The sequence below is a fragment of the Streptomyces sp. MK37H genome (assembly GCF_018035285.1).
Classification (GTDB): Bacteria; Actinomycetota; Actinomycetes; order Streptomycetales; family Streptomycetaceae; genus Streptomyces; species Streptomyces endocoffeicus.
In genome coordinates this window covers 1-18,404 of sequence record NZ_JAAAYH010000062.1, presented here as the reverse complement: position 1 = coordinate 18,404, position 18,404 = coordinate 1, and the positions used below count along the sequence as shown (strand labels likewise).

Annotated in this window: 13 protein-coding genes; 6 read left to right on the top strand and 7 right to left on the bottom strand. The window is 70.3% G+C overall.

Features of this window, described 5'->3' with window-relative positions; translation table 11 throughout:
- Positions 1-66 precede the first annotated feature (66 nt).
- Positions 67-627, bottom strand: coding sequence for a TerD family protein (locus tag GWI24_RS12110; RefSeq protein WP_210945963.1), 561 nt, complete (start codon positions 625-627; stop codon positions 67-69).
- A 127-nt stretch (positions 628-754) separates the two neighbouring features.
- Here GWI24_RS12110 and GWI24_RS12105 point away from each other — a divergent pair, with 127 nt between their 5' ends.
- Together GWI24_RS12105 and GWI24_RS12100 are read left to right on the top strand one after the other, a co-directional pair.
- Complete coding sequence (locus tag GWI24_RS12105; RefSeq protein ID WP_037956606.1) at positions 755-1,123, top strand: BlaI/MecI/CopY family transcriptional regulator; 369 nt, start codon at positions 755-757, stop codon at positions 1,121-1,123.
- 197 nt (positions 1,124-1,320) lie between these two features.
- A complete protein-coding gene (locus tag GWI24_RS12100; RefSeq protein WP_308343621.1) occupies positions 1,321-2,037 on the top strand; it encodes a M56 family metallopeptidase in 717 nt (238 codons plus the stop codon).
- Between the two features lie 76 nt (positions 2,038-2,113).
- Here GWI24_RS12100 and GWI24_RS12095 read toward each other — a convergent pair whose 3' ends face one another.
- The 4 genes from GWI24_RS12095 to GWI24_RS12080 form a co-directional block, all read right to left on the bottom strand.
- A complete protein-coding gene (locus tag GWI24_RS12095) occupies positions 2,114-2,782 on the bottom strand; it encodes a DUF305 domain-containing protein (protein ID WP_210945938.1) in 669 nt (222 codons plus the stop codon).
- Between the two features lie 71 nt (positions 2,783-2,853).
- A complete protein-coding gene (locus tag GWI24_RS12090) occupies positions 2,854-3,366 on the bottom strand; it encodes a hypothetical protein (RefSeq protein WP_210945936.1) in 513 nt (170 codons plus the stop codon).
- A 97-nt stretch (positions 3,367-3,463) separates the two neighbouring features.
- Positions 3,464-3,943 carry a general stress protein gene (locus tag GWI24_RS12085; RefSeq protein ID WP_210945934.1) on the bottom strand — a complete coding sequence of 160 codons (480 nt, stop codon included), beginning with the start codon at positions 3,941-3,943 and terminating at the stop codon, positions 3,464-3,466.
- Between the two features lie 283 nt (positions 3,944-4,226).
- A complete protein-coding gene (locus tag GWI24_RS12080) occupies positions 4,227-4,523 on the bottom strand; it encodes a hypothetical protein (protein ID WP_210945932.1) in 297 nt (98 codons plus the stop codon).
- 123 nt (positions 4,524-4,646) lie between these two features.
- Here GWI24_RS12080 and GWI24_RS12075 point away from each other — a divergent pair, with 123 nt between their 5' ends.
- Positions 4,647-5,015 (top strand): arsenate reductase family protein, encoded by a 369-nt coding sequence (locus tag GWI24_RS12075; protein WP_044567769.1) that lies wholly within the window; start codon positions 4,647-4,649, stop codon positions 5,013-5,015.
- Positions 5,016-5,130: 115 nt separating this feature from the next.
- Here the strand turns inward: GWI24_RS12075 and GWI24_RS12070 are convergent, their stop codons facing one another.
- Complete coding sequence (locus tag GWI24_RS12070; RefSeq protein WP_210945930.1) at positions 5,131-6,765, bottom strand: AMP-binding protein; 1,635 nt, start codon at positions 6,763-6,765, stop codon at positions 5,131-5,133.
- Between the two features lie 486 nt (positions 6,766-7,251).
- Here GWI24_RS12070 and GWI24_RS12065 point away from each other — a divergent pair, with 486 nt between their 5' ends.
- Positions 7,252-9,285 (top strand): M6 family metalloprotease domain-containing protein, encoded by a 2,034-nt coding sequence (locus tag GWI24_RS12065; RefSeq protein WP_210945928.1) that lies wholly within the window; start codon positions 7,252-7,254, stop codon positions 9,283-9,285.
- Between the two features lie 69 nt (positions 9,286-9,354).
- Here GWI24_RS12065 and GWI24_RS12060 read toward each other — a convergent pair whose 3' ends face one another.
- Positions 9,355-10,752 (bottom strand): M28 family metallopeptidase, encoded by a 1,398-nt coding sequence (locus GWI24_RS12060; RefSeq protein ID WP_210945927.1) that lies wholly within the window; start codon positions 10,750-10,752, stop codon positions 9,355-9,357.
- Between the two features lie 345 nt (positions 10,753-11,097).
- Here GWI24_RS12060 and GWI24_RS12055 point away from each other — a divergent pair, with 345 nt between their 5' ends.
- The gene (locus tag GWI24_RS12055; RefSeq protein ID WP_210945924.1) at positions 11,098-11,751 is read left to right on the top strand and encodes a hypothetical protein; all 654 of its coding nucleotides are present in this window, start codon (positions 11,098-11,100) and stop codon (positions 11,749-11,751) included.
- A gap of 41 nt (positions 11,752-11,792) precedes the next feature.
- Positions 11,793-18,404: type I polyketide synthase (locus GWI24_RS12050; RefSeq protein WP_210945923.1), on the top strand; the 6,612-nt coding region annotated here is incomplete at its 3' end.

The window sequence follows — 18,404 nt, the reverse complement described above, 5'->3', positions numbered from 1 at the left end:
CCCCGCGCCGCATCGGGCACCGGCGGCCCGGCCTCTCAGGCAGCTCTCGGGAAGTCGCCCGGACGCTCAGGAATAGTCCTTGCCCATGAGCTGCCCAAAGCCTTCGGGATCCGCGTCGAATCCACGAATAGCGCTCTGAATTCCCCATTCCCCCGCGTCGTCCCGGGTGAATACCGCGACCGTGGCGGAAGTGGCTTCTGAGACACCGGTGAAGTCACTCGTCATGAGTTCGGTGTATCCATCGAGAATCCGGACACTGGTGTTCGGAACATCCCCGAACGCCTTCCGCCCCGCACCCTGCTGGATGGTTATCCCGACGACCACCCGCGCGTATTCGGACGACAGCCGTTCGAGCTCGAGGGTCATGGACTCGTCGGTGCCAAGGCCCTGACCGGTGCGGCTGTCCCTGTTGAGGTTGATGGTGCCGTCCGGTGAGCGGCTGTCGAAGTGGACGAGGTACGCGGGCGCACCGTATGGATCGGCGGCGCGGTACGTCCCGGCCACGATGTCGAGATCATGGGGCGGCTCACCGAGGGGACTCGGATCCCACTTGAGCGCCACCTCGATTTTCTGAAGCCCCTTGTTGAGACCAGTCACCCGGACTTCCTTCCCTCGAACCGTGCGGATTTGAATGCGCGTGGCGTCAAGCCTATCGCGGGCAGGGCGAGTTGAGGATTTTTCCACAGCCGCGTGCGGCGCCCCGCCGAGGGGTCTCTACTATGGGCCTCCGTACTAACGGCGGAAGGAAGCGTCCATGCGACGGTTGGGGGAGCTCGAGGCGGAGATCATGGACCGCCTCTGGGCTTGGCAGCGTCCCACGACGGTGCGGGAGATCGTGGACGACATCAACGAGCACCGTCCGGTCGCCTATACCACGGTGATGACCGTCGCTTCCATCCTCTACAACAAGGGTTGGCTGCTGCGCGCCAAAGAGGGCCGGGCGTGGGTGTACTCACCGGTCCGCAGCCGCGAGGAGTACACCGCGGCGCTGATGGAGGACGCCCTGGGCACCAGTGAGGACCGCTCCGCCGCCCTCACCCACTTCGTCGAGCAGATGGGCCCTGAGGAGGTCAGCGCGCTGCGCAAGGCCCTGCGGACCGCGGGGCGGCGGACCAAGGCGTGACGGCCGCCCTCGCCCTGGCCTGCTACACCGCCGTCGTCGGCTCAGTGGCCCCGAAGGCGCTGGCTCGCAGCGCCTGGCCGCATCGCGCCCCCGCCTTGGCTGTTGCCGTTTGGCATGGGTTGGCCGTGTCATTCACCATCGCGCTCGCTCTGACCACTTATCACCTCGTCACCCCAACTTGGCATCTTCATAATGGAATGTCCGGCTTGCTCCAGTTCTGCGGGTTGACGCCGGACGCCCGGATCCCGGGCACGGGCCCGATCGGCGTTCCGGCCATCGCCGTACCGGCCTCGGCGGCGCTGATTCCGCTTGTCTGCTTCGGCCATGAGGTGCTGCGGGCCCGGCGCGTCCGAGCCCGCCACCGAAGCGTTTTGGACATGGTCGGGCGACGCTCGGCGCGGCTGCGCGCCACCGTGCTGGACCACGACACGCCCGCGGCGTACTGCCTGCCCGGCCGCAGGCCGCGGATCGTGGTGAGCGCGGGCGCGCTGCGGCTGCTCTCCCCGGCACAACTGGAGTCCGTACTGGAGCATGAGCGCGCGCATATCGCGGGCCGCCACCATCTGGCGCTGGCGGCCACCGAGGCGTTCGCCCGGGTGTTCCGGTGGCTGCCGCTGGCACGCGAGGCCAGGGCGCAGACGGCGCTCCTGCTGGAGATGGCCGCGGACGACCGCGCACTGCGCCGCCATCCACGCCAGGCGCTCGTCTCCGCCCTCTACACGATGGCGGCAGGCCAAACCGCCCACGCCCCCGGCGGAGCCTTCACCGTCGGCGGACCGGGCGCGGCGGTCCGGCTGCGGCGGATGCTGGACTCCCGTCGGCGTCCGCATCCGGCGCTGCGCGGCGTGGTGGCGGCGGTCGCCGTGGGCTTACCGCTGCTGCCTGCCCTGCTGGGCTGCGCCCCCGGGATGTAGCACTCCAAGCGCGCCTCAGGGCCCGCCCCGGGCCATACGGAGGGACCGCGGGACCCGGGGCGGGGTATGACGCGACTCAGAGCCGGTCGAGCAGGGTCCGCAAGGTGGCGACCTCTGTGGACTGGCTCTTCACGACATCGTCGGCGAGCTTCTTGGCCTTGGCGTTACGGCCGTTCTTCTTCTCGTCCTTCGCCATGGCGATCGCGCCCTTGTGATGGTCGATCATCATGCTCGCGAAGGCCCGGTCGAAGGCGGGCCCCTTGGCGGCCTTGAGCTTTCGCATGTCCTCCTCGGACATCATTCCGCTCATAGCGCTCTTACCGTCCCCACCATGGTGCATTCCGGGCATCTCGTCCGAGGACGCCTTCTCCGGCTTGCCCCAGCCCTTGAGCCAGGACTTCAGGGTGACGATCTCCGGGTCCTGAGCCTTCTCGATCTGCCCCGCCAGGCTCTTGATCCGCGCACTCGAGGCCCGGTCGTCGGCCAGTCCGGCCATCTCCAGAGCCTGCTCATGGTGCGGGATCATCATCTGCGCGAAGCTGACGTCCGCGTCGTTGAACGCGCCCGCCGCTGAGCTCGCGGTCGCCTCGGAAGCGGCGGACTCCTTCGCGCTCGTGTGGTCCATGCCCTTCATGTCGTCGTTCCCGCCACAGCCGGCGAGCAGCAGCCCTCCGGCGGCGACGGCGCCCACGAGCGCGAGACGGCGGTGAAACGGCCGACGCGGGACACGCGTGAATGCGGTCATGTCGATATACCTCTTTTTGCCAAGTATTGACTGTTCCATGGGGCGTACCGGCGCTTTACGCGCGGTTCGGCCTATATCCGCAGAACAGACAGGGCAGTGAGGTCGGGGCCGAGCGAGGGAGGATCGGGCCGCGCGACGACGGGCGCCGCCACGGGAAGCCTCAGCGGCGGACCGCTCCGGCGGGCGAGCACGGCGTGCAGGAGTGCCCCGAGCACCCAGACGCCGAGCACCGCGACGCACAGCGAGGCCATGTCCATCCCGGTCATGGGTTCGCGCGGCTTGGTCTCGGGCGCGGCCGGGGCATGCCCGGCCTCGACGGACGGAGCGGGAGCGGCCCGCCGCGGCCCGGTGTCGGTGGCGGCCGCACCGCCGCCGTGATCGCCGCCGTACGACCCGGAGTCGCCGTTGTACGCCGCGGGGAGCATCTCACCGGACGCATGTCGCGCCGAGTGGGTCATGCCCGAGCCGGAGCCGCCGCCGGGATGGCCCAGGGTGTGCATGACGAAGACCCCGAGCGCGAGCACGACGACGAGCAGAAGCCGCGGAAGGACTCCGTCCGCGCGCATGCTCCTGCCGGTGGTCACCGTCGCTCCCCGGGGTCGGCGTGATCTCTCTCGGAGTCACACCCTACTCCTAATGCCGTTAGTACGCGCGCGGACCCCCGAAAGCCCCCGGAGCCGCTCAGCCCTCCCGCATCGCCAGCCTGGCCAGCATGTTCTTCGCGTCATCGGCGACCTGGGCGTCCGCGACCACCTCATAGCGCGCGGCCACGATCTGGCTGCGCGATGAGAAATCGCGCCGCCCTCCGGTCATGGCATGCCCGACGAATCCAAAGATCGCGCCGAATACCGCGCCGTAGACCAGACCGCTCACCAGCAGCACGATCACGTTGTGGGCCCCCGCCGCGAACACGGACAGCAGCAGCCCGATCAGCAGCCCGAACCAGGCCCCCGTACCGGCACCCGCGAGCGCCGCCCGGCCCCTGGTCAGCCGCCCGAGCACGGTCTCGACCATCCGGAGGTCCGAGCCGATGATCGCCGTGTGCTCCACCGGGAACTTGTTGTCGGCCAGGAAATCCACCGCGCGCTGGGCGCCGGCGTAGGTCGGGTACGAGCCGACGACCGGGCGGTCGACCACCTCCGACGGCGATTGCTGGGTCATCGCTGACTCCCTCCGTCAAGGAGAGCGTGCGCCCGCGCCTGCCCCCTCGCAACGGGAGAGGGGCGGGGAAGAGCGGAGAAACCCGCCGAGGGTTCGCGTAGCCGGATATCCGGAACGGCCACCGCGGCTCTCCGCGGAACATTTCCCCGGCACTCTTCGGCTCTTCCCCGGCACCCTTCGTCCCTCAATTCCCACCCGGCCCGACACCGCGCGATTCCCGGAAGCTCCCGGTTCCTTTCCGCCGAGCGGAAAGGAACCGGGAGCGCGACGGACCTTACGGGTATCAGCCGCAGGCGGCGCGGTCGGTGTGGTCGGTGCGGATGAGGGAGCGCACCATCCGGCAGGTGGTGGCGGACGGCGGATGCACCCCGATCCGGGCGGCCGTGGACCGTATCTTGCGGTTGGACGCCTGCTCGGGGCGGTAGACACCGGAGTTGAGCAGCGCGATGGCCAGGCGCATCGCCTTCAGACGGCGGTTGTGGGACTCGTACCACTCACGCGGGCGCCCGGCCGGCATCCGCTTCTTCGGCAGGGTCGGAAAGGTCGGAAGATCCTGAAGAGGGGGTCCGGCAACGGCCATCGGCAACCTCCTGAGTTGGTCGGGAAACCTTCCCTTCAACTCCCTCCATTCTACGGCCGGGTACTGACAAAGGCCCCTGGTCAGACCCCGTTTCCAAGGCGCTTTCGCGGTACCGTGTGCGGCATGGAGATCTGGATCAATCCGGCATGCTCGAAGTGCCGTAGCGCGCTCACCCTGCTCGACGCGGAGGGCGCCGGTTACACCGTGCGCCGCTATCTCGAGGACGTACCGAGCCAGGACGAGATCCGCGCGGCGCTCGACCGGCTCGGGCTGGAGCCGTGGGACATCACCCGGACCCAGGAGGCCGCCGCGAAGGAGCTGGGGCTGAAGGACTGGCCGCGTGAGGAGAGCGCCCGGGACCGCTGGATCGCGGCGCTCGCGGAGCACCCCAAGCTGATCCAGCGGCCCATCATCACGGCGGACGACGGTTCGGCGGTGGTGGGACGCACCGAGGAGGCGGTGCGGGAGGCGCTGTCCCGGTCCCGCGGCTGACCTCGGGCCAGGCCACGGGAGCACGCCGCAGGGCCACGGATACGCCCCGGCGCCCCGTGTGCGAACACGGGGCGCCGGGGCGTACGTGGTGCCAGGTGTCTCAGGCCGGGCCGACTCAGCGGGCCCGCGGTGTGGCCTGCCGCGGGCGCAGCAGGAACCGCTGCGTCTTACCGCTGGAGGTCTTCGGCAGCTCGGCCACGAAGTGCACGTGCCGCGGATAGGCGTGCTTGGCGTATCGCTCCCTGACCAGCTGCTGCAGCTCGGCCGCGAGCGCGTCGCCCGCCTCGATCCCCGGGCGCGGCACGACGAATGCCTCGACGACCTCGCCGTACTCCTCGTCCGGTACGCCGACCACGGCGGCCTCCGCCACCGCGGCGTGCTCCAGCAGCACGGTCTCCACCTCGAAGGGGCCGATGCGGTAACCCGCCATCAGGATGATGTCGTCGCCGCGCCCGGAGAAGAACAGATGGCCCTCCTCGTCGCGGGCGGCGGTGTCACCGGTGTAGAACCAGCGCCCGTCGGGGCTGAACTTCTCGGCGGTCTGCTCGGCGGCGTCGCGGTAGCCCTTGAACCACATCAGAGGGCTGTCGGCGATGTCCACCACGACCCGGCCGGGGATGTCCACGCGGGCCAGCGCGGAGTTGGTGTCCTCGCGCAGCACCTTCACGCCCCAGCCGGGCAGCGGACGGCCCATGGAGCCGGGCTTGATCTCCTCGCGCAGGGCCGGGTGCCAGGCGTAGGCGATCACCATGCCCAGCTCGGTCGAGCCGTAGTGGTCGCGCACGGGCACACCGAGTGTCTCGAGCGCCCAGTCGACGACGTCCGGGGGCAGCGGTTCGCCCGCCGCGGAGCAGCAGCGCAGCCGCAGATCGGCGGGGGCGGGGATGCCGGAGGCGCGCAGCTTGCGGTAGACGGTGGGCCCGGCGGCGAAGTTGGTGACGCCGAAGCGGGAGAGCACCTCCCAGGTGGACTCCGCGGAGAACAGGCCGTTCAGCAGCAGTCCGCGCTGCCCGAGGGCGAGGGGACCGATGAGCGCGTAGTACAGGCCGTATGCCCAGCCCGGGTCGGCGGCGTTCCAGAAGACGTCGGTGGGCCGGTGGTCCAGGCCGAACTGCTGGTACATGGCGAAGCCCGCGACCGCCCGCAGTGGGATCGGGACGGCCTTCGGCGTGCCCGCGGTGCCCGAGGTGAACAGCTCCACGATGAGCCCGTCGCCGCCCACGGCCGCCGACTCGTTCAGCGGGGCGTGCCCCTCGGCCAGCTCCGCGAAGGACAGATCGGCCCCGGTGACCGGCCCGGTGGTGACGATCCGCCAGGGGCGCTCGCCGGGGAAGCCCGACTCCGGGTCCAGCTTGGGGCGTTGATCAGCGTCGGTGATCACGACCTTGGTGTCATTGCCCGTGATCCGCAGCGCGATGGCCGGTGGGGCGAACGCGGTGAACAGCGGCACCTGGACGGCCCCGAGCCGCCAGATCGCAAGGCTCGCGACCAGCAGTTCGGCGGATTTGCCCATCAAGGTGGCGACGCGGTCGCCCACTCCGACTCCCCGGGCGGCCAGGGCACCGGCCATGCGCGAGGAACGGTCACGAAGCTCCCCGTACGTCATGTCATGGCCGGTCATGTCCTTGCCCACCACCGTGAACGCGACGGCGTCGTCCGGGTGCCTGTCGCACAGCAGGTACGCGGTGTTCGCCGCAGGCTCACCGAAGGTCTTGAGCAGGTCAGCCATGCGCTGTTCTGGGCTGGTCAAGAGGGCTCCTAGTGCTGGTATCCACGAGTCGCGCCGGACGGGAGGGAGGGCCGGTGCCCGGCTTCGGGCGAGCGCGGACGCACCTCGGGGGCGCGAGCGCACCTCGCCTTCCGGGGTGGGCTGTTCCCGGGTTGTGCTGACGAAGTCCCAGGCGGCGGCAGCTCCCGTTGGCCGGTACACGCTATCGCGCTTTCCGACCGGCCCGTCAGCCGTCCTCCGGTACCGGGACCGGGACGGCACCCGCGGGCCGGAGCGGGGGCGGCGGGCGACGGCCCCGGACGTCCCGAAGACTCCGGCACTCCCGACGCGCTCCGACGTCCCGACACACTCCGGCGTCCCGAACACTTCAGCAGTCCCGACACACTCCGACGTCCCGAGGCACTCTGGCGTCCCCCCTTTCCCCGTCCTACCTTTGGGCAGCGGTAGGCATACCGCTCGCACGGCTTGTCATGTCTGAGCTCCGAGACGCCCGACACGAGGTGAGCCTTGATCCTCCCCCGAAGACCCGTCGGCCGGTTGACCGTCGTCGCCACCGTCCTCGCCACCGCGGCGGCCATCGCCGCCGGACCCGCGCGGGCCACCCCCGACGGCATACCGTCGGCCGGCCCCGCCCGGCCGTCGCTGGTGCGGCCGATCGATCCGCAGCAGTGGCGCAACCCCGACGACATGACCTGGGCCGACTACCGCGCGGTCCCCGGTACCCACTGGGCGGACCCCGCCGTCAAGCCCACCCAGCGCACCTTCAAGGGCGCACTGGTGCTCCTGGACTACCCGGACGAGGAGTTCACGGTCAGCCGGCCGGCCGGGTCCACCCTGTTCGGCAATCCGCAGCCGAGCGCCTCCGATATCCCGCGCGACCGCCTCCCGCGCTTCTACCAGGACTTCCTCAACACACCGGGGCCGCTGAACAACGGTCACACCATCAACGAGTACTGGATGGAGGACTCCGGCGGCCGCATCGGTGTCGATCTGACCGCTTTCGGCGTGTACCGCATGCCGGGCAAGTCCTATCAGTACGGCGTCGAGGACTCGATGAACCCGGGCGCCTGCCCGGCCGGGGACACCTGCGGCAAGGACATCCGGGAGGACGGCAAGGCCGCTTGGGTGGCCGATGTCGGCGCCGACAAGGCGGACTCGTTCGACTTCGTCTTCTATCTCACGGCCGGACAGGACGAGTCGTCCACCTGGCAGGAGTTCGGCCCGATGAAGTTCCCGGGCGCACCGGACATACCCGCCGCCTGGGGGCCGCCGGCCGCCGCGGGCGACAACTCCGCGCGGACCCGCTATGTACCGTGGACGTCCTGGCAGGCCGCCGCCCGTATCTGGCCCAACGCCGCCGACGGGTCGTCGGTGCAGGCCGAGAGCTCCGGCATGGCCGTGTACGCCCATGAGCTCAGCCACATCCTGGGCATCGGGGACAACTACAACAACCCGTACGGCACCCCCCTCAGCCGTTCGTACACCGGTATCTGGAGCATGCTCTCCCGCGGCTCCTTCAACGGCCCAGGCGGACCGCACACCCGCTGGCAGATCCCCGCCACGGCCGGGGGCTCGATGGGCTCCGAGCATGTGCTGCGCGACAAGCTGAAGCTCGGCATCGTGGACGAGAAGAATGTGCTGCGGCTGGACCGCGACGCGCTGAAGAGCTCCGGCCTGGTCGTCGCCCGGGTCACGGCACGCTCGGCGCCGCCGGGCGAGAAGGGGCTCTCCGGGGTCAACATCGCCATGGGCAGCGATCTGTCGGAGCCCTGCGACAACGACACCGACCCGCTGTGTGACGGCGGCGGCTACGACAACTACACCGTCGAGGTCGTCGACCGCATGGGGATGGACTCGTTCACCCCGGATCACGGGGTGCTGCTGGCCAAGACCAAGAACAAGGACCGGGCCCCGTTCGCCTGGGTGGTCGACGCCCACCCCGAGGACATCGACCTGGTGGACTTCCGGCGGCCCGACGGCACCGACCAGAAGATCACCATGGGCGACTACCGGCAGCTCAGCGATGCGCTCTTCCACGCCGGAGCCGACTCCGGCAGCCAGTACGAGTACATCGACCGGGCCAACCGGCTGCACTTCTATGTGCTCGACCTCAAGCGCGACAGGTCCGGAGTGCTCTCGTACACCATCGCCGTGAAGTCCCTCGACGGCACCGGACCGCAGCGCCGCGGAGTGGCCCTGCACCGCGGCGAGGCCAAGGGGGATCCCTCCCGCTCCCGGGCCGTGTGCACCTTCGGCCTCGACAACACCGGACGCGCCACCGGGGACCGGGCGACGACTCCGGCCACGTCGGTGGACTCGGATGTCTACCGGCTGTCGGCGAGGGCCTTCGGCCGGGGCTGGTCCGCCTGGCTGCCCAACCGTCTCGCCACCGCCAGGGCCGGTGGCTCGGTGGATGTGGAGGTGGCCGTGACCGCGAAGAAGGGTGCCGAGCGGCGGGGCGCGGTCGTCCTCACCGCCCGCTCCGAGAGCGATCCGCACCGAACCGCCAAGGCGCTGTGCCGGCTGTCGGGTCGCCGGTAGGGCGACGGGAACGGCCCGCCGGAACTCGGCGGGCCGTCCCCGTTCGGCGGTCCTGCTCCGCCGGCGGTCCTACTCCGTCTCGTCGGCCGCGGTCTGGATCGGCACCCGGAGGGTGTCGGGCTCACAGCCCGCCGTACCGGCGATGATCCGCGCCGCCCCCTTGGTGAGTGGCACCAGGCTCTGCTCGTCCACCTTGTCCGGGGTGTCCCGCGGATCGAAGATGTACATGGGCGTGGTGATCAGCTGCACCAGCGGCACACCCGTGTAGTAGAAGTAGGCGCCGTCGGTGGCCGGATTCGGCGCGAAGGCGGTCGGCGACAGGATCCACGAGCGGCGCAGGTCCTCCGCCGCGAGGGACTCGGCCACCAGCTGCTCCAGCTGGGGCGCCTGGGTGGTGAACCACCAGCGCACCTCGGGGTCGTCGGTGGGTACGACCTCCCCGTCGACCACCTCGGCCTGGCGTGCGGCGTGTTCCAGATGCATTTCGAGGACGACCTGGGGGAACAGCTCGGGGTGCGCCGCGATGAACGCCTGGGTGCCCGCGGCGCCCGCCATGTGGCCGGACGTCAGCACGAACAGCATGTTGTGCGGCCGCAGTTCCCGCGGCACCGACGCCCAGAACTTGGCCTGCGCCAGAACGAGCGCGACTCCGGAGGCGTCCTCCACGGCCGACGCCCAGGGACCGTCGTGGTGTGAACCGACGATCACCCAGTGGTCGGAGGCGCCGGGCAGAGTGCCCACCACATTGTGGGTGGTCTCCTCGGTGATGGTGGCATCGGAGACGATCCGGCCCTCGCACTCCCCCGACGCCATCAGCTCGCGGACCCGCTGCCCGTCCTTGCCGCTCAGCCAGATGCCCGGGATGGAGCGCCGCTCGGCGTCATAGGGCCAGTAGAAGTCGCTGGTCTCCCAGGGCAGTCCGGTGAGCAGGCCGACATAGGCCGTGGCGCCGTCCTTGATGGCGATGTCGAAGTCCAGTACATGGGGAAGGTCGAAGGGCACGGTCTGAACGAGGTCGGGGAACACACCCTCGGGGTCGTAGGAGCCGGTGGCGCGGGCCTGCACCTCGGTCTGCGGCAGCCGGGTGAAGCCGATCTCCTGCACCGCGATGGAGCCCCCCACCTCCCCGTCCTCCATCCGCACCAGCCGGCCCTCGGTGCCCTCGGTCGGGGTGGTGTACGGCAGGGCGAGTCCCTCGAAGCGGATGACCTCATCGGGCCGGCCGGTGGGCCAGATCTCGAAGGCGGCGGACCGCGGCCGCCAGATGGGCGTGTCCAGCGGCTCCAGCCGTACGTCCTCCAGGCCCGTATCCCGGAATTGTTCGGCGGCCCACTCCTCGGTCCAGCCGTCGGCCGGATAGCCCGCCCGGCGAATGCCCTGGCTGACGATCAGTTCGATCCAGGCCATCATCTCCTTCGAGGTGGGGGCCCGATCGATGTACTTCTCCAGCTCCGGCCAGCCGCTCATCGTCATCCTCCTCATCGCCATGGTCGGCATTCATGGTCGGTGGGCGGGCTAAAGCTGGGCTAATGCGAGGCCAGTACTCCTCCTTAGCGATGCCCCTTTTCTCATCCGGGCGAGGTCACGTCTCATCCGGGCGGAGGCCACGTCTCATCCGGGCGGAGGCCACGTCTCATCCGGGCGGAGGCCACGTCTCATCTGAAGGAGGCCACGTCTCGTCCGGGAGGAGGCCAAGCCGGGCGTTAGACCCACTTTGGTGACGGCACAAATGATGGTCGCGGTATCCGGACAAGCCGCCGATCAGGCGGCTCAGCCGCAGGTCAGCGCCCGATTGACGGTTGGGAGTCGAGTGTGCGCACCGAAAACTCGGAGGAACGGGAACGGGAACCGCGGGGCACGGCCCGGCGGAGGAGGTGGACCCGGCAGGTCCCGGCCGGTGTCGTGGGTGTGGCCGCGGTGAGCCTGATCGCGCTCACCGTCTCCCCGGTGAACGCCGAGCCCGATACCAGAGCCAAACCGCCGCGCGGCAGGAATCCGCTCCCCGCTCCCCCGCAGATACGCGATCTGGACTTTCTGCTCGGCTCCTACACCTGCGACTACACCCCACCGCCGGGCGGAAGGCCGGCGGTGCTGAAGCTGAACACCAAGCGGGCCATGGGCGGGCACTACCTCTATACGGACGCCTCGCTCGAACCCGGAAGCGTGGTCGGCCGTTCGTCCTTCGGCTGGAATCCCGTGGACGGGAAATTCATCACCCAGTACCACGACAACTGGGGTTCCTCCGGAAATTACACCTCGTCCGGCTGGAAGGACGGCCACCTGATATTCAAGGGGCCCCTCACCCAAGTGATCACACCGAATGCCTCCGGGCAGACGACGGGCGTGAAGCTGGACCTCAAGGATGACTACCAGGTGCTCGGGCCAGGGCATTTCAAGGACACCACGAGCTTCACCTTCCCCGACGGAAGTACTTTGCAAGGCAGTTACGACTGCCGCCGCCAATAGCGTTCAGCGTTCCGGACCGAGGGAAGTGGGGGTGGCCGACCATGGCGAGCAATGAAGAGAAGCTGCTCGACTATCTGAAGCGGGTGACGGCGGATCTCCGGCAGACGCAGCGCCGTCTGAAGGATGTCGAGTCCGCGGGGCATGAGCCGGTCGCCATCGTGGGAATGTCCTGCCGCTTCCCCGGAGGCGTACGGTCCCCCGAAGAGCTGTGGGAACTGGTCGCGACGGAGCGGGACGCCATTTCGGAACTCCCCACCGACCGCAATTGGGATCTGGAGAACCTCTTCCACCCCGACCCGGACCACCCGGGGACGAGTTATACACGCGAGGGCGGCTTCATCGACGACCCCGCGGGATTCGACGCCGCGTTCTTCGGCATCAGCCCCCGCGAGGCCCTTGGGATGGCGCCGCAGCAGCGGCTGGCTCTGGAGGCGTCCTGGGAGGCCATCGAGCACGCCGGGGTCGACCCGGAGTCGCTGCGGGGCAGCCGGACCGGCACCTTCATCGGCTGCGATCACCTCGACTACTGCTCCGACGCCTCCCAGGTGCCCGAGGGCTCGGCCGGCTACTTCACCATCGGCAACTCCGCCAGCGTGGTGTCCGGCCGGGTGGCGTACACCCTCGGTCTGGAGGGGGCCGCGGTGACGGTGGACACCGCGTGCTCCTCCTCCCTGGTCGCCATGCATCTGGCCTGCCAGGCGATCCGGCAGGGCGAATGCGATATGGCGCTCGCCGGGGGCGTGGCCGTCATGTCCTCGACGGCACCGTTCATCGGCTTCAGCGAGCTGCGGGGGCTCGCGCCGGACGGCAGGTCCAAGGCGTTCTCGGCCAACAGCGACGGCATGACCCTGGCCGAGGGCGTGGGCGTCCTGCTGCTGGAACGGCTGTCGGACGCGCGGCGCAACGGCCACCGGGTACTGGCCGTGATCCGGGGCACGGCGGTCAACCAGGACGGCGCCAGCAACGGGCTGACCGCGCCGAACGGTCCCTCGCAGCAGCGGGTGATCCGGCAGGCGCTCGCCAACGCCCGGCTGTCACCGTCCGAGGTGGACGCGGTGGAGGCACACGGTACGGGCACGACGCTGGGAGATCCGATCGAGGCCCAGGCGCTGCTGGCCACGTACGGGCAGGAGCGGCCCGAGGGACGCCCGCTGTGGCTGGGGTCCATCAAGTCCAACATCGGACATGCGCAGATGGCCGCGGGCGCGGCCGGGGTCATCAAGATGGTGATGGCGATGCGCCACGAGGTGCTGCCCGCCTCACTGCACATCGACGAACCGACGCCCCATGTGGATTGGAGCGCGGGCGATGTCCATCTGCTGACCGAGGCGCGGGAGTGGCCGCGGGGCGAGCATCCGCAACGGGCGGGGGTCTCGTCGTTCGGCATCAGCGGGACGAACGCCCATCTGATCCTGGAGCAGGCACCTGAGGGGGACACTGAGGCGGAGGTTGGAGCCGTCGAGGCGGGGCCGACGGAGTCGGTGAAGCCGGTGGGTGGGCCGGTGCCGTGGGTGGTGTCGGCGCGCGGTACGGAGGCGTTACGGGGCCAGGCGCGGGCGTTGGTGGCACGGGTGAACGCCGACCCGGGGATAAGTGCCGCTGAGGTGGGGTGGTCCCTGCTGCGGTCCAGGACGCTCTTCGACCACCGCGCCGTGGTCATCGGCCAGGACCGTGAGGAGCTGGTGGCCGGGCTGGAGGCACTGGCCGCAGGGGAACCACATCCGGGCCTGGTGCACCCCGGCGGGGCCGCTGAGGTGGTCGGTCAGACGGTGTTCCTGTTCAGCGGACAGGGCAGCCAACGCCCCGGCATGGGCGCCGAACTCTACGACCGCTTCCCCGCGTTCGCGGCGGCTTTCGACGAGGTCTGCGGTCTGCTCGATCCACCTCTGGAGCACCCGCTGCGGGAGTTGGTCTTCAGCCGGGACCCCGAACAGGCGGCGCTGCTGGACCACACCACCTACGCCCAAGCCGGGCTGTTCGCCCTGCACATCGCCCTGGCGCGGCTCCTCGACTCCGTCGGCGTACGCCCCGACGCCGTCATCGGCCACTCCATCGGCGAAATCGCCGCAGCCCATATCGCCGGAGTCTTCGACCTACCCGACGCCTGCCACCTCGTCGCCGCCCGCGCCACCCTCATGGGAGGACTCCCCACCGGCGGAGGCATGGCCACCATCGCCGCCACCCCCGACGAACTCACCGACGACCTCGCCACACACAACGGCCAAGTGAGCATCGCCGCCCTCAACACCCCCGGCAACACCGTCATCTCCGGACCCCTCCACCTCGTCACCCACATCAGCACCACATGGACGGCAAAGGGCCGCAAGACCAGGACCCTCACCGTCAGCCACGCCTTCCACTCCCCCCTGATGGACCCCATCCTGCAGCCCTTCAAGGAGGCCATCAGCGGGCTCACCTACCACCCACCCACCATCCCCCTCATCAGCAACCTCACCGGACAACCAGCCGACGAACAGATCACCACCCCCGACTACTGGGCCCAACACATCCGCCAACCCGTCCACTTCCACCCCGCCATCACCCACACCACACCCCACACCAGCATCTACCTCGAACTCGGCCCCGACCCCATCCTCGCCACCGCAACCCACCACACCCTCCACCACCACACCACCGACCAGAACAACCCCACAACACCCCTCATCACCTCCACCCTCACCCACAAACAACCCGACACCCACGCCCTCACCCACGCCCTCGCCCGGCTGCACACCGCCGGTGTCGATGTCGACTGGACCAGCTGGTACCCCGAAGACCCGGCCCCCCAGGTCGTCGGGTTGCCGACGTATGCCTTCCAGCACCAGCGCTTCTGGCTGGCCCCGCCCGCCGCCCGTACGAGCTTCGAGGGGGCTGCCGGGGGCCCGGCCGAGGCACAGCTCTGGCATGCCATCGAGGAGCTCGACGTCGACGCCCTCACCAGCACGCTCCAGCTGGAGAAGGACAGCCCCGGCGTCGACGCGCTGCTGCCCGCGCTCCCCGTGCTGTCCGCCTGGCGGCGCCGGCACCGCGAACGCTCCACCATCGACTCCTGGCGCTACCGGGCCGTGTGGCAGCAGCTCCCCGATCCGGCCGCCCCGGCCCTGACGGGAACCTGGCTGGTGGTCACCCCTGCCGGGCAGGAGGAGCACACCACGGTCCAGGTCACCCTCCAGGCACTGCGGACACACGGCGCCACGGCGCTCCCGTACGCGGTCGACGCTCATCACATCGATCGCGCCACGTTCCGCGAACGTCTCGACCGGCTGACCGAGGAGTCCCAGCCCGCCGGGGTCATCAGCCTGCTCGCCCTAGACACGGAACCGCTCGCCGGCCACTCCGCGGTGTCCGCCGGGCTCGGCGCCACCACCGCCCTCATCCAGGCTCTCGATGACGCCGGAATCAGCGCGCCCCTGTGGTGCGTCACGCAGGGCGCCGTCGCCACCGGCCGCAGCGACCTCCTCCCCCGCCCCGAGCAGTCGCAGATCTGGGGTTTCGGCCGTGTGGCCGCGCTGGAACATCCGCAGCGCTGGGGCGGTCTCATCGATCTGCCCGCCACCATGACCCACCACACCGCGGGTCGGCTGGCGGCCCTTCTCGTCCCCCGGCAGCCCGAGGACCAGGTCGCCGTCCGCACCACCGGTACGTACGCACGCCGCCTCACCCGTGTGCCCGCGGCCGACACCGCCCCCGCTCCCTGGGAGCCGTCGGGCACCACGCTCATCACAGGTGGCACCGGCGGTCTCGGCGCTCAGGTCGCCCGCTGGCTGGCCGACCGGGGCGCACCCCGTCTCCACCTCGTCAGCCGTTCCGGGCCCGACGCGCCCGGCGCGTCCGAGCTCAGCGAGGAGCTCACCGCGCTGGGGACGGACGTCACCATCACCGCCTGCGATGTCTCCGACCACGCCGCACTCAGGCGGCTCATCGACACCGTCCCCGACGAACACCCCCTCACCTCGGTCATCCACACCGCCGGCACGATGGAACTGGGGCAGATCGGCGAGCTGGACCCCGGGCGGTTGCAGCCCGTTCTGCGGTCCAAGGCCCTGGCCGCCGCTCATCTGCACGACCTCACCCAGGACCTGGAGCTCACGGCCTTCGTTCTCTTCTCGTCGAACGCCGCCACATGGGGCAGCGGGCAACAGGCCGCCTACGCCGCCGCGAACACCTACCTGGACGCGCTCGCCGAACACCGCCGGGCCCGGGGCCTGCCCGCCACCAGCCTCGCCTGGGGGCCGTGGGGCGAGGCGGGCATGGCCGCCGACCAGCACACCCTCTCCCACCTCAAGCGGCGGGGTCTCTCCCCTCTCCCGACCGACCTCGCCATCGCGTCCCTGCAGCACGCGCTGACACACGCCGACACGGCCGTCACGATCGCGGATGTCGACTGGGAGAGGTTCGGCCGTACGTTCACCGCGCAGCGCCCGAGTCCGTTCCTCACCCGACTGATGCCGTCGAGCGCGGAGCCCGCCACACCCACGGCTACCGCCGACGACAATCCGCTGCGCCAACAGCTCAGCGCGGCGCCCTCCACTCAGCGCCACCAGATCCTGGTCCGCCATATCCAGACCCTGGCAGCGACGATCCTCGGCCACTCCGGACTGGACGCGATTCCCCCGGGTCAGCCCTTCCAGGAGCTGGGCTTCGACTCCCTCACCGCGGTCGAGCTGCGCAATCAGCTCGCCGCCACAACCGGCCTCGCCCTCGCCCCGGCGCTGGTCTTCGACCATCCGACGCCGAACGCGCTCGCCACGTATCTGGGCGCCGAACTCACGGGGCAGAAGGCCGCCGTCACCACCCATACGTCGTCCGTGGCCGCCGACGACGAGCCGATCGCGATCGTCGGCATGGCCTGCCACTACCCGGGCGGCGTGCGCTCGCCGGAGGAGCTGTGGGAACTGGTCGTCGCGGGCCGGGACGCCATCGGGGAGATGCCCGCCGACCGCGACTGGGATCTGGACACGCTCTTCGATCCCGACCCCGAGCGTCTGGGCACCAGCTATGCGCGTGAGGGCGGCTTCCTCCACGACGCGGCCGGCTTCGACGCGGCCTTCTTCGGCATCAGCCCGCGCGAGGCGCTCGCCATGGACCCCCAGCAGCGGCTGCTCCTGGAAACCGCCTGGGAGACCTTCGAGAGTGCGGGCCTGGACCGGGACACACTCGCCGGGAGCAACACCGGCGTCTTCGCGGGCGGCACCTATCAGGGCTACGGCGCCTCCGGCAACTCCTCGGCGCGGGAGGTCGAGGGATATCTGCTCGCAGGCGGTACGCCGAGTGTCATGTCGGGCCGGGTGGCGTATGCGTTCGGCCTCGAGGGCCCTGCGGTGACGGTGGACACGGCGTGCTCGTCCTCGCTGGTGGCCATGCATCTGGCCGCCCAGGCGCTGCGGCAGGGCGAATGCACGATGGCGCTGGCGGGTGGCGTGACGGTGATGGCCACGCCGACCACCTTCATCGAGTTCTCGCGCCAGCGCGGTCTGGCGGCCGACGGCCGGTGCAAGCCGTTCGCATCGGCGGCCGACGGCACCGGCTGGGGCGAGGGCGCCGGGCTACTGCTGCTGGAACGGCTGTCGGACGCGCGGCGCAACGGCCACCGGGTGCTGGCCGTGATCCGGGGCTCCGCGGTCAACCAGGACGGCACGAGCAACGGTCTGACCGCGCCGAACGGGCCCTCGCAGCAGCGAGTGATCGGCCAGGCGCTCGCCAACGCCCGGCTGTCGCCGGCAGAGGTCGATGTGGTGGAGGGGCACGGGACCGGCACCACGCTCGGCGATCCGATCGAGGCGCAGGCGCTGCTGGCCACGTACGGGCAGGAACGGCCCGAGGGGCGTCCGCTGTGGCTGGGGTCCATCAAGTCCAACATCGGACATACCCAGGCCGCCGCCGGAGTGGCCGGAGTCATCAAGATGGTGATGGCGATGCGCCACGGCGTGCTGCCCACCTCATTGCACATCGATGAACCGACCCCGCATGTGGACTGGAGCGCGGGCGATGTTCGCCTGCTGGCCGAGGCACGGGAGTGGCCGCAGGGCGAGCGTCCACGCCGGGCGGGTGTCTCGTCCTTCGGCATCAGCGGGACCAATGCGCATGTCATCGTGGAGCAGGCGCCGGGGGAGCCGATGACGGCGGCCGGAGCCGTCGAGGCGGGACCGGTGGAGCCGACGAGCTCGGTGGAGCCAGTAGGTGGGCCGGTGCCGTGGGTGGTGTCGGCGCGCGGTACGGAGGCGTTGCGGGGCCAGGCGCGGGCGCTGACCGAACGGGTGAAGGCCGACCCCGAGGTGAGTGCTGCCGAGGTGGGGTGGTCCCTGCTGCGGTCCAGGACGCTCTTCGACCACCGCGCCGTGGTCGTCGGCCAGGACCGTGAAGAGCTGGTGGCAGGGCTGGAGGCGCTAGCCGCAGGGGAACCACATCCGGGCCTGGTGGCGCCCGGAGAGACGGCCGAGGCCGCCGGTCAGACCGTGTTCCTCTTCAGCGGACAGGGCAGCCAACGCCCCGGCATGGGCGCCGAACTCTACGACCGCTTCCCACCCTTCGCCGAAGCCTTCGACGAGGTCTGCAGTCTGCTCGATCCGCATCTGCAAGAACCGCTACGGCAGGTGGTCTTCGACACCGATCCGGAGCGTACCGGGCTGCTGGACCACACCACCTACGCCCAG

Coding starts and splice junctions, on each gene's coding strand:
- GWI24_RS12075 (WP_044567769.1), top strand. CDS start 4,647: ATGGAGATCTGGATCAATCCGGCATGCTCGAAGTGCCGTAGCGCGCTC.
- GWI24_RS12100 (WP_308343621.1), top strand. CDS start 1,321: ATGTCCGGCTTGCTCCAGTTCTGCGGGTTGACGCCGGACGCCCGGATC.
- GWI24_RS12060 (WP_210945927.1), bottom strand. CDS start 10,752: ATGAGCGGCTGGCCGGAGCTGGAGAAGTACATCGATCGGGCCCCCACC.
- GWI24_RS12095 (WP_210945938.1), bottom strand. CDS start 2,782: ATGACCGCATTCACGCGTGTCCCGCGTCGGCCGTTTCACCGCCGTCTC.
- GWI24_RS12105 (WP_037956606.1), top strand. CDS start 755: ATGCGACGGTTGGGGGAGCTCGAGGCGGAGATCATGGACCGCCTCTGG.
- GWI24_RS12085 (WP_210945934.1), bottom strand. CDS start 3,943: ATGACCCAGCAATCGCCGTCGGAGGTGGTCGACCGCCCGGTCGTCGGC.
- GWI24_RS12080 (WP_210945932.1), bottom strand. CDS start 4,523: ATGGCCGTTGCCGGACCCCCTCTTCAGGATCTTCCGACCTTTCCGACC.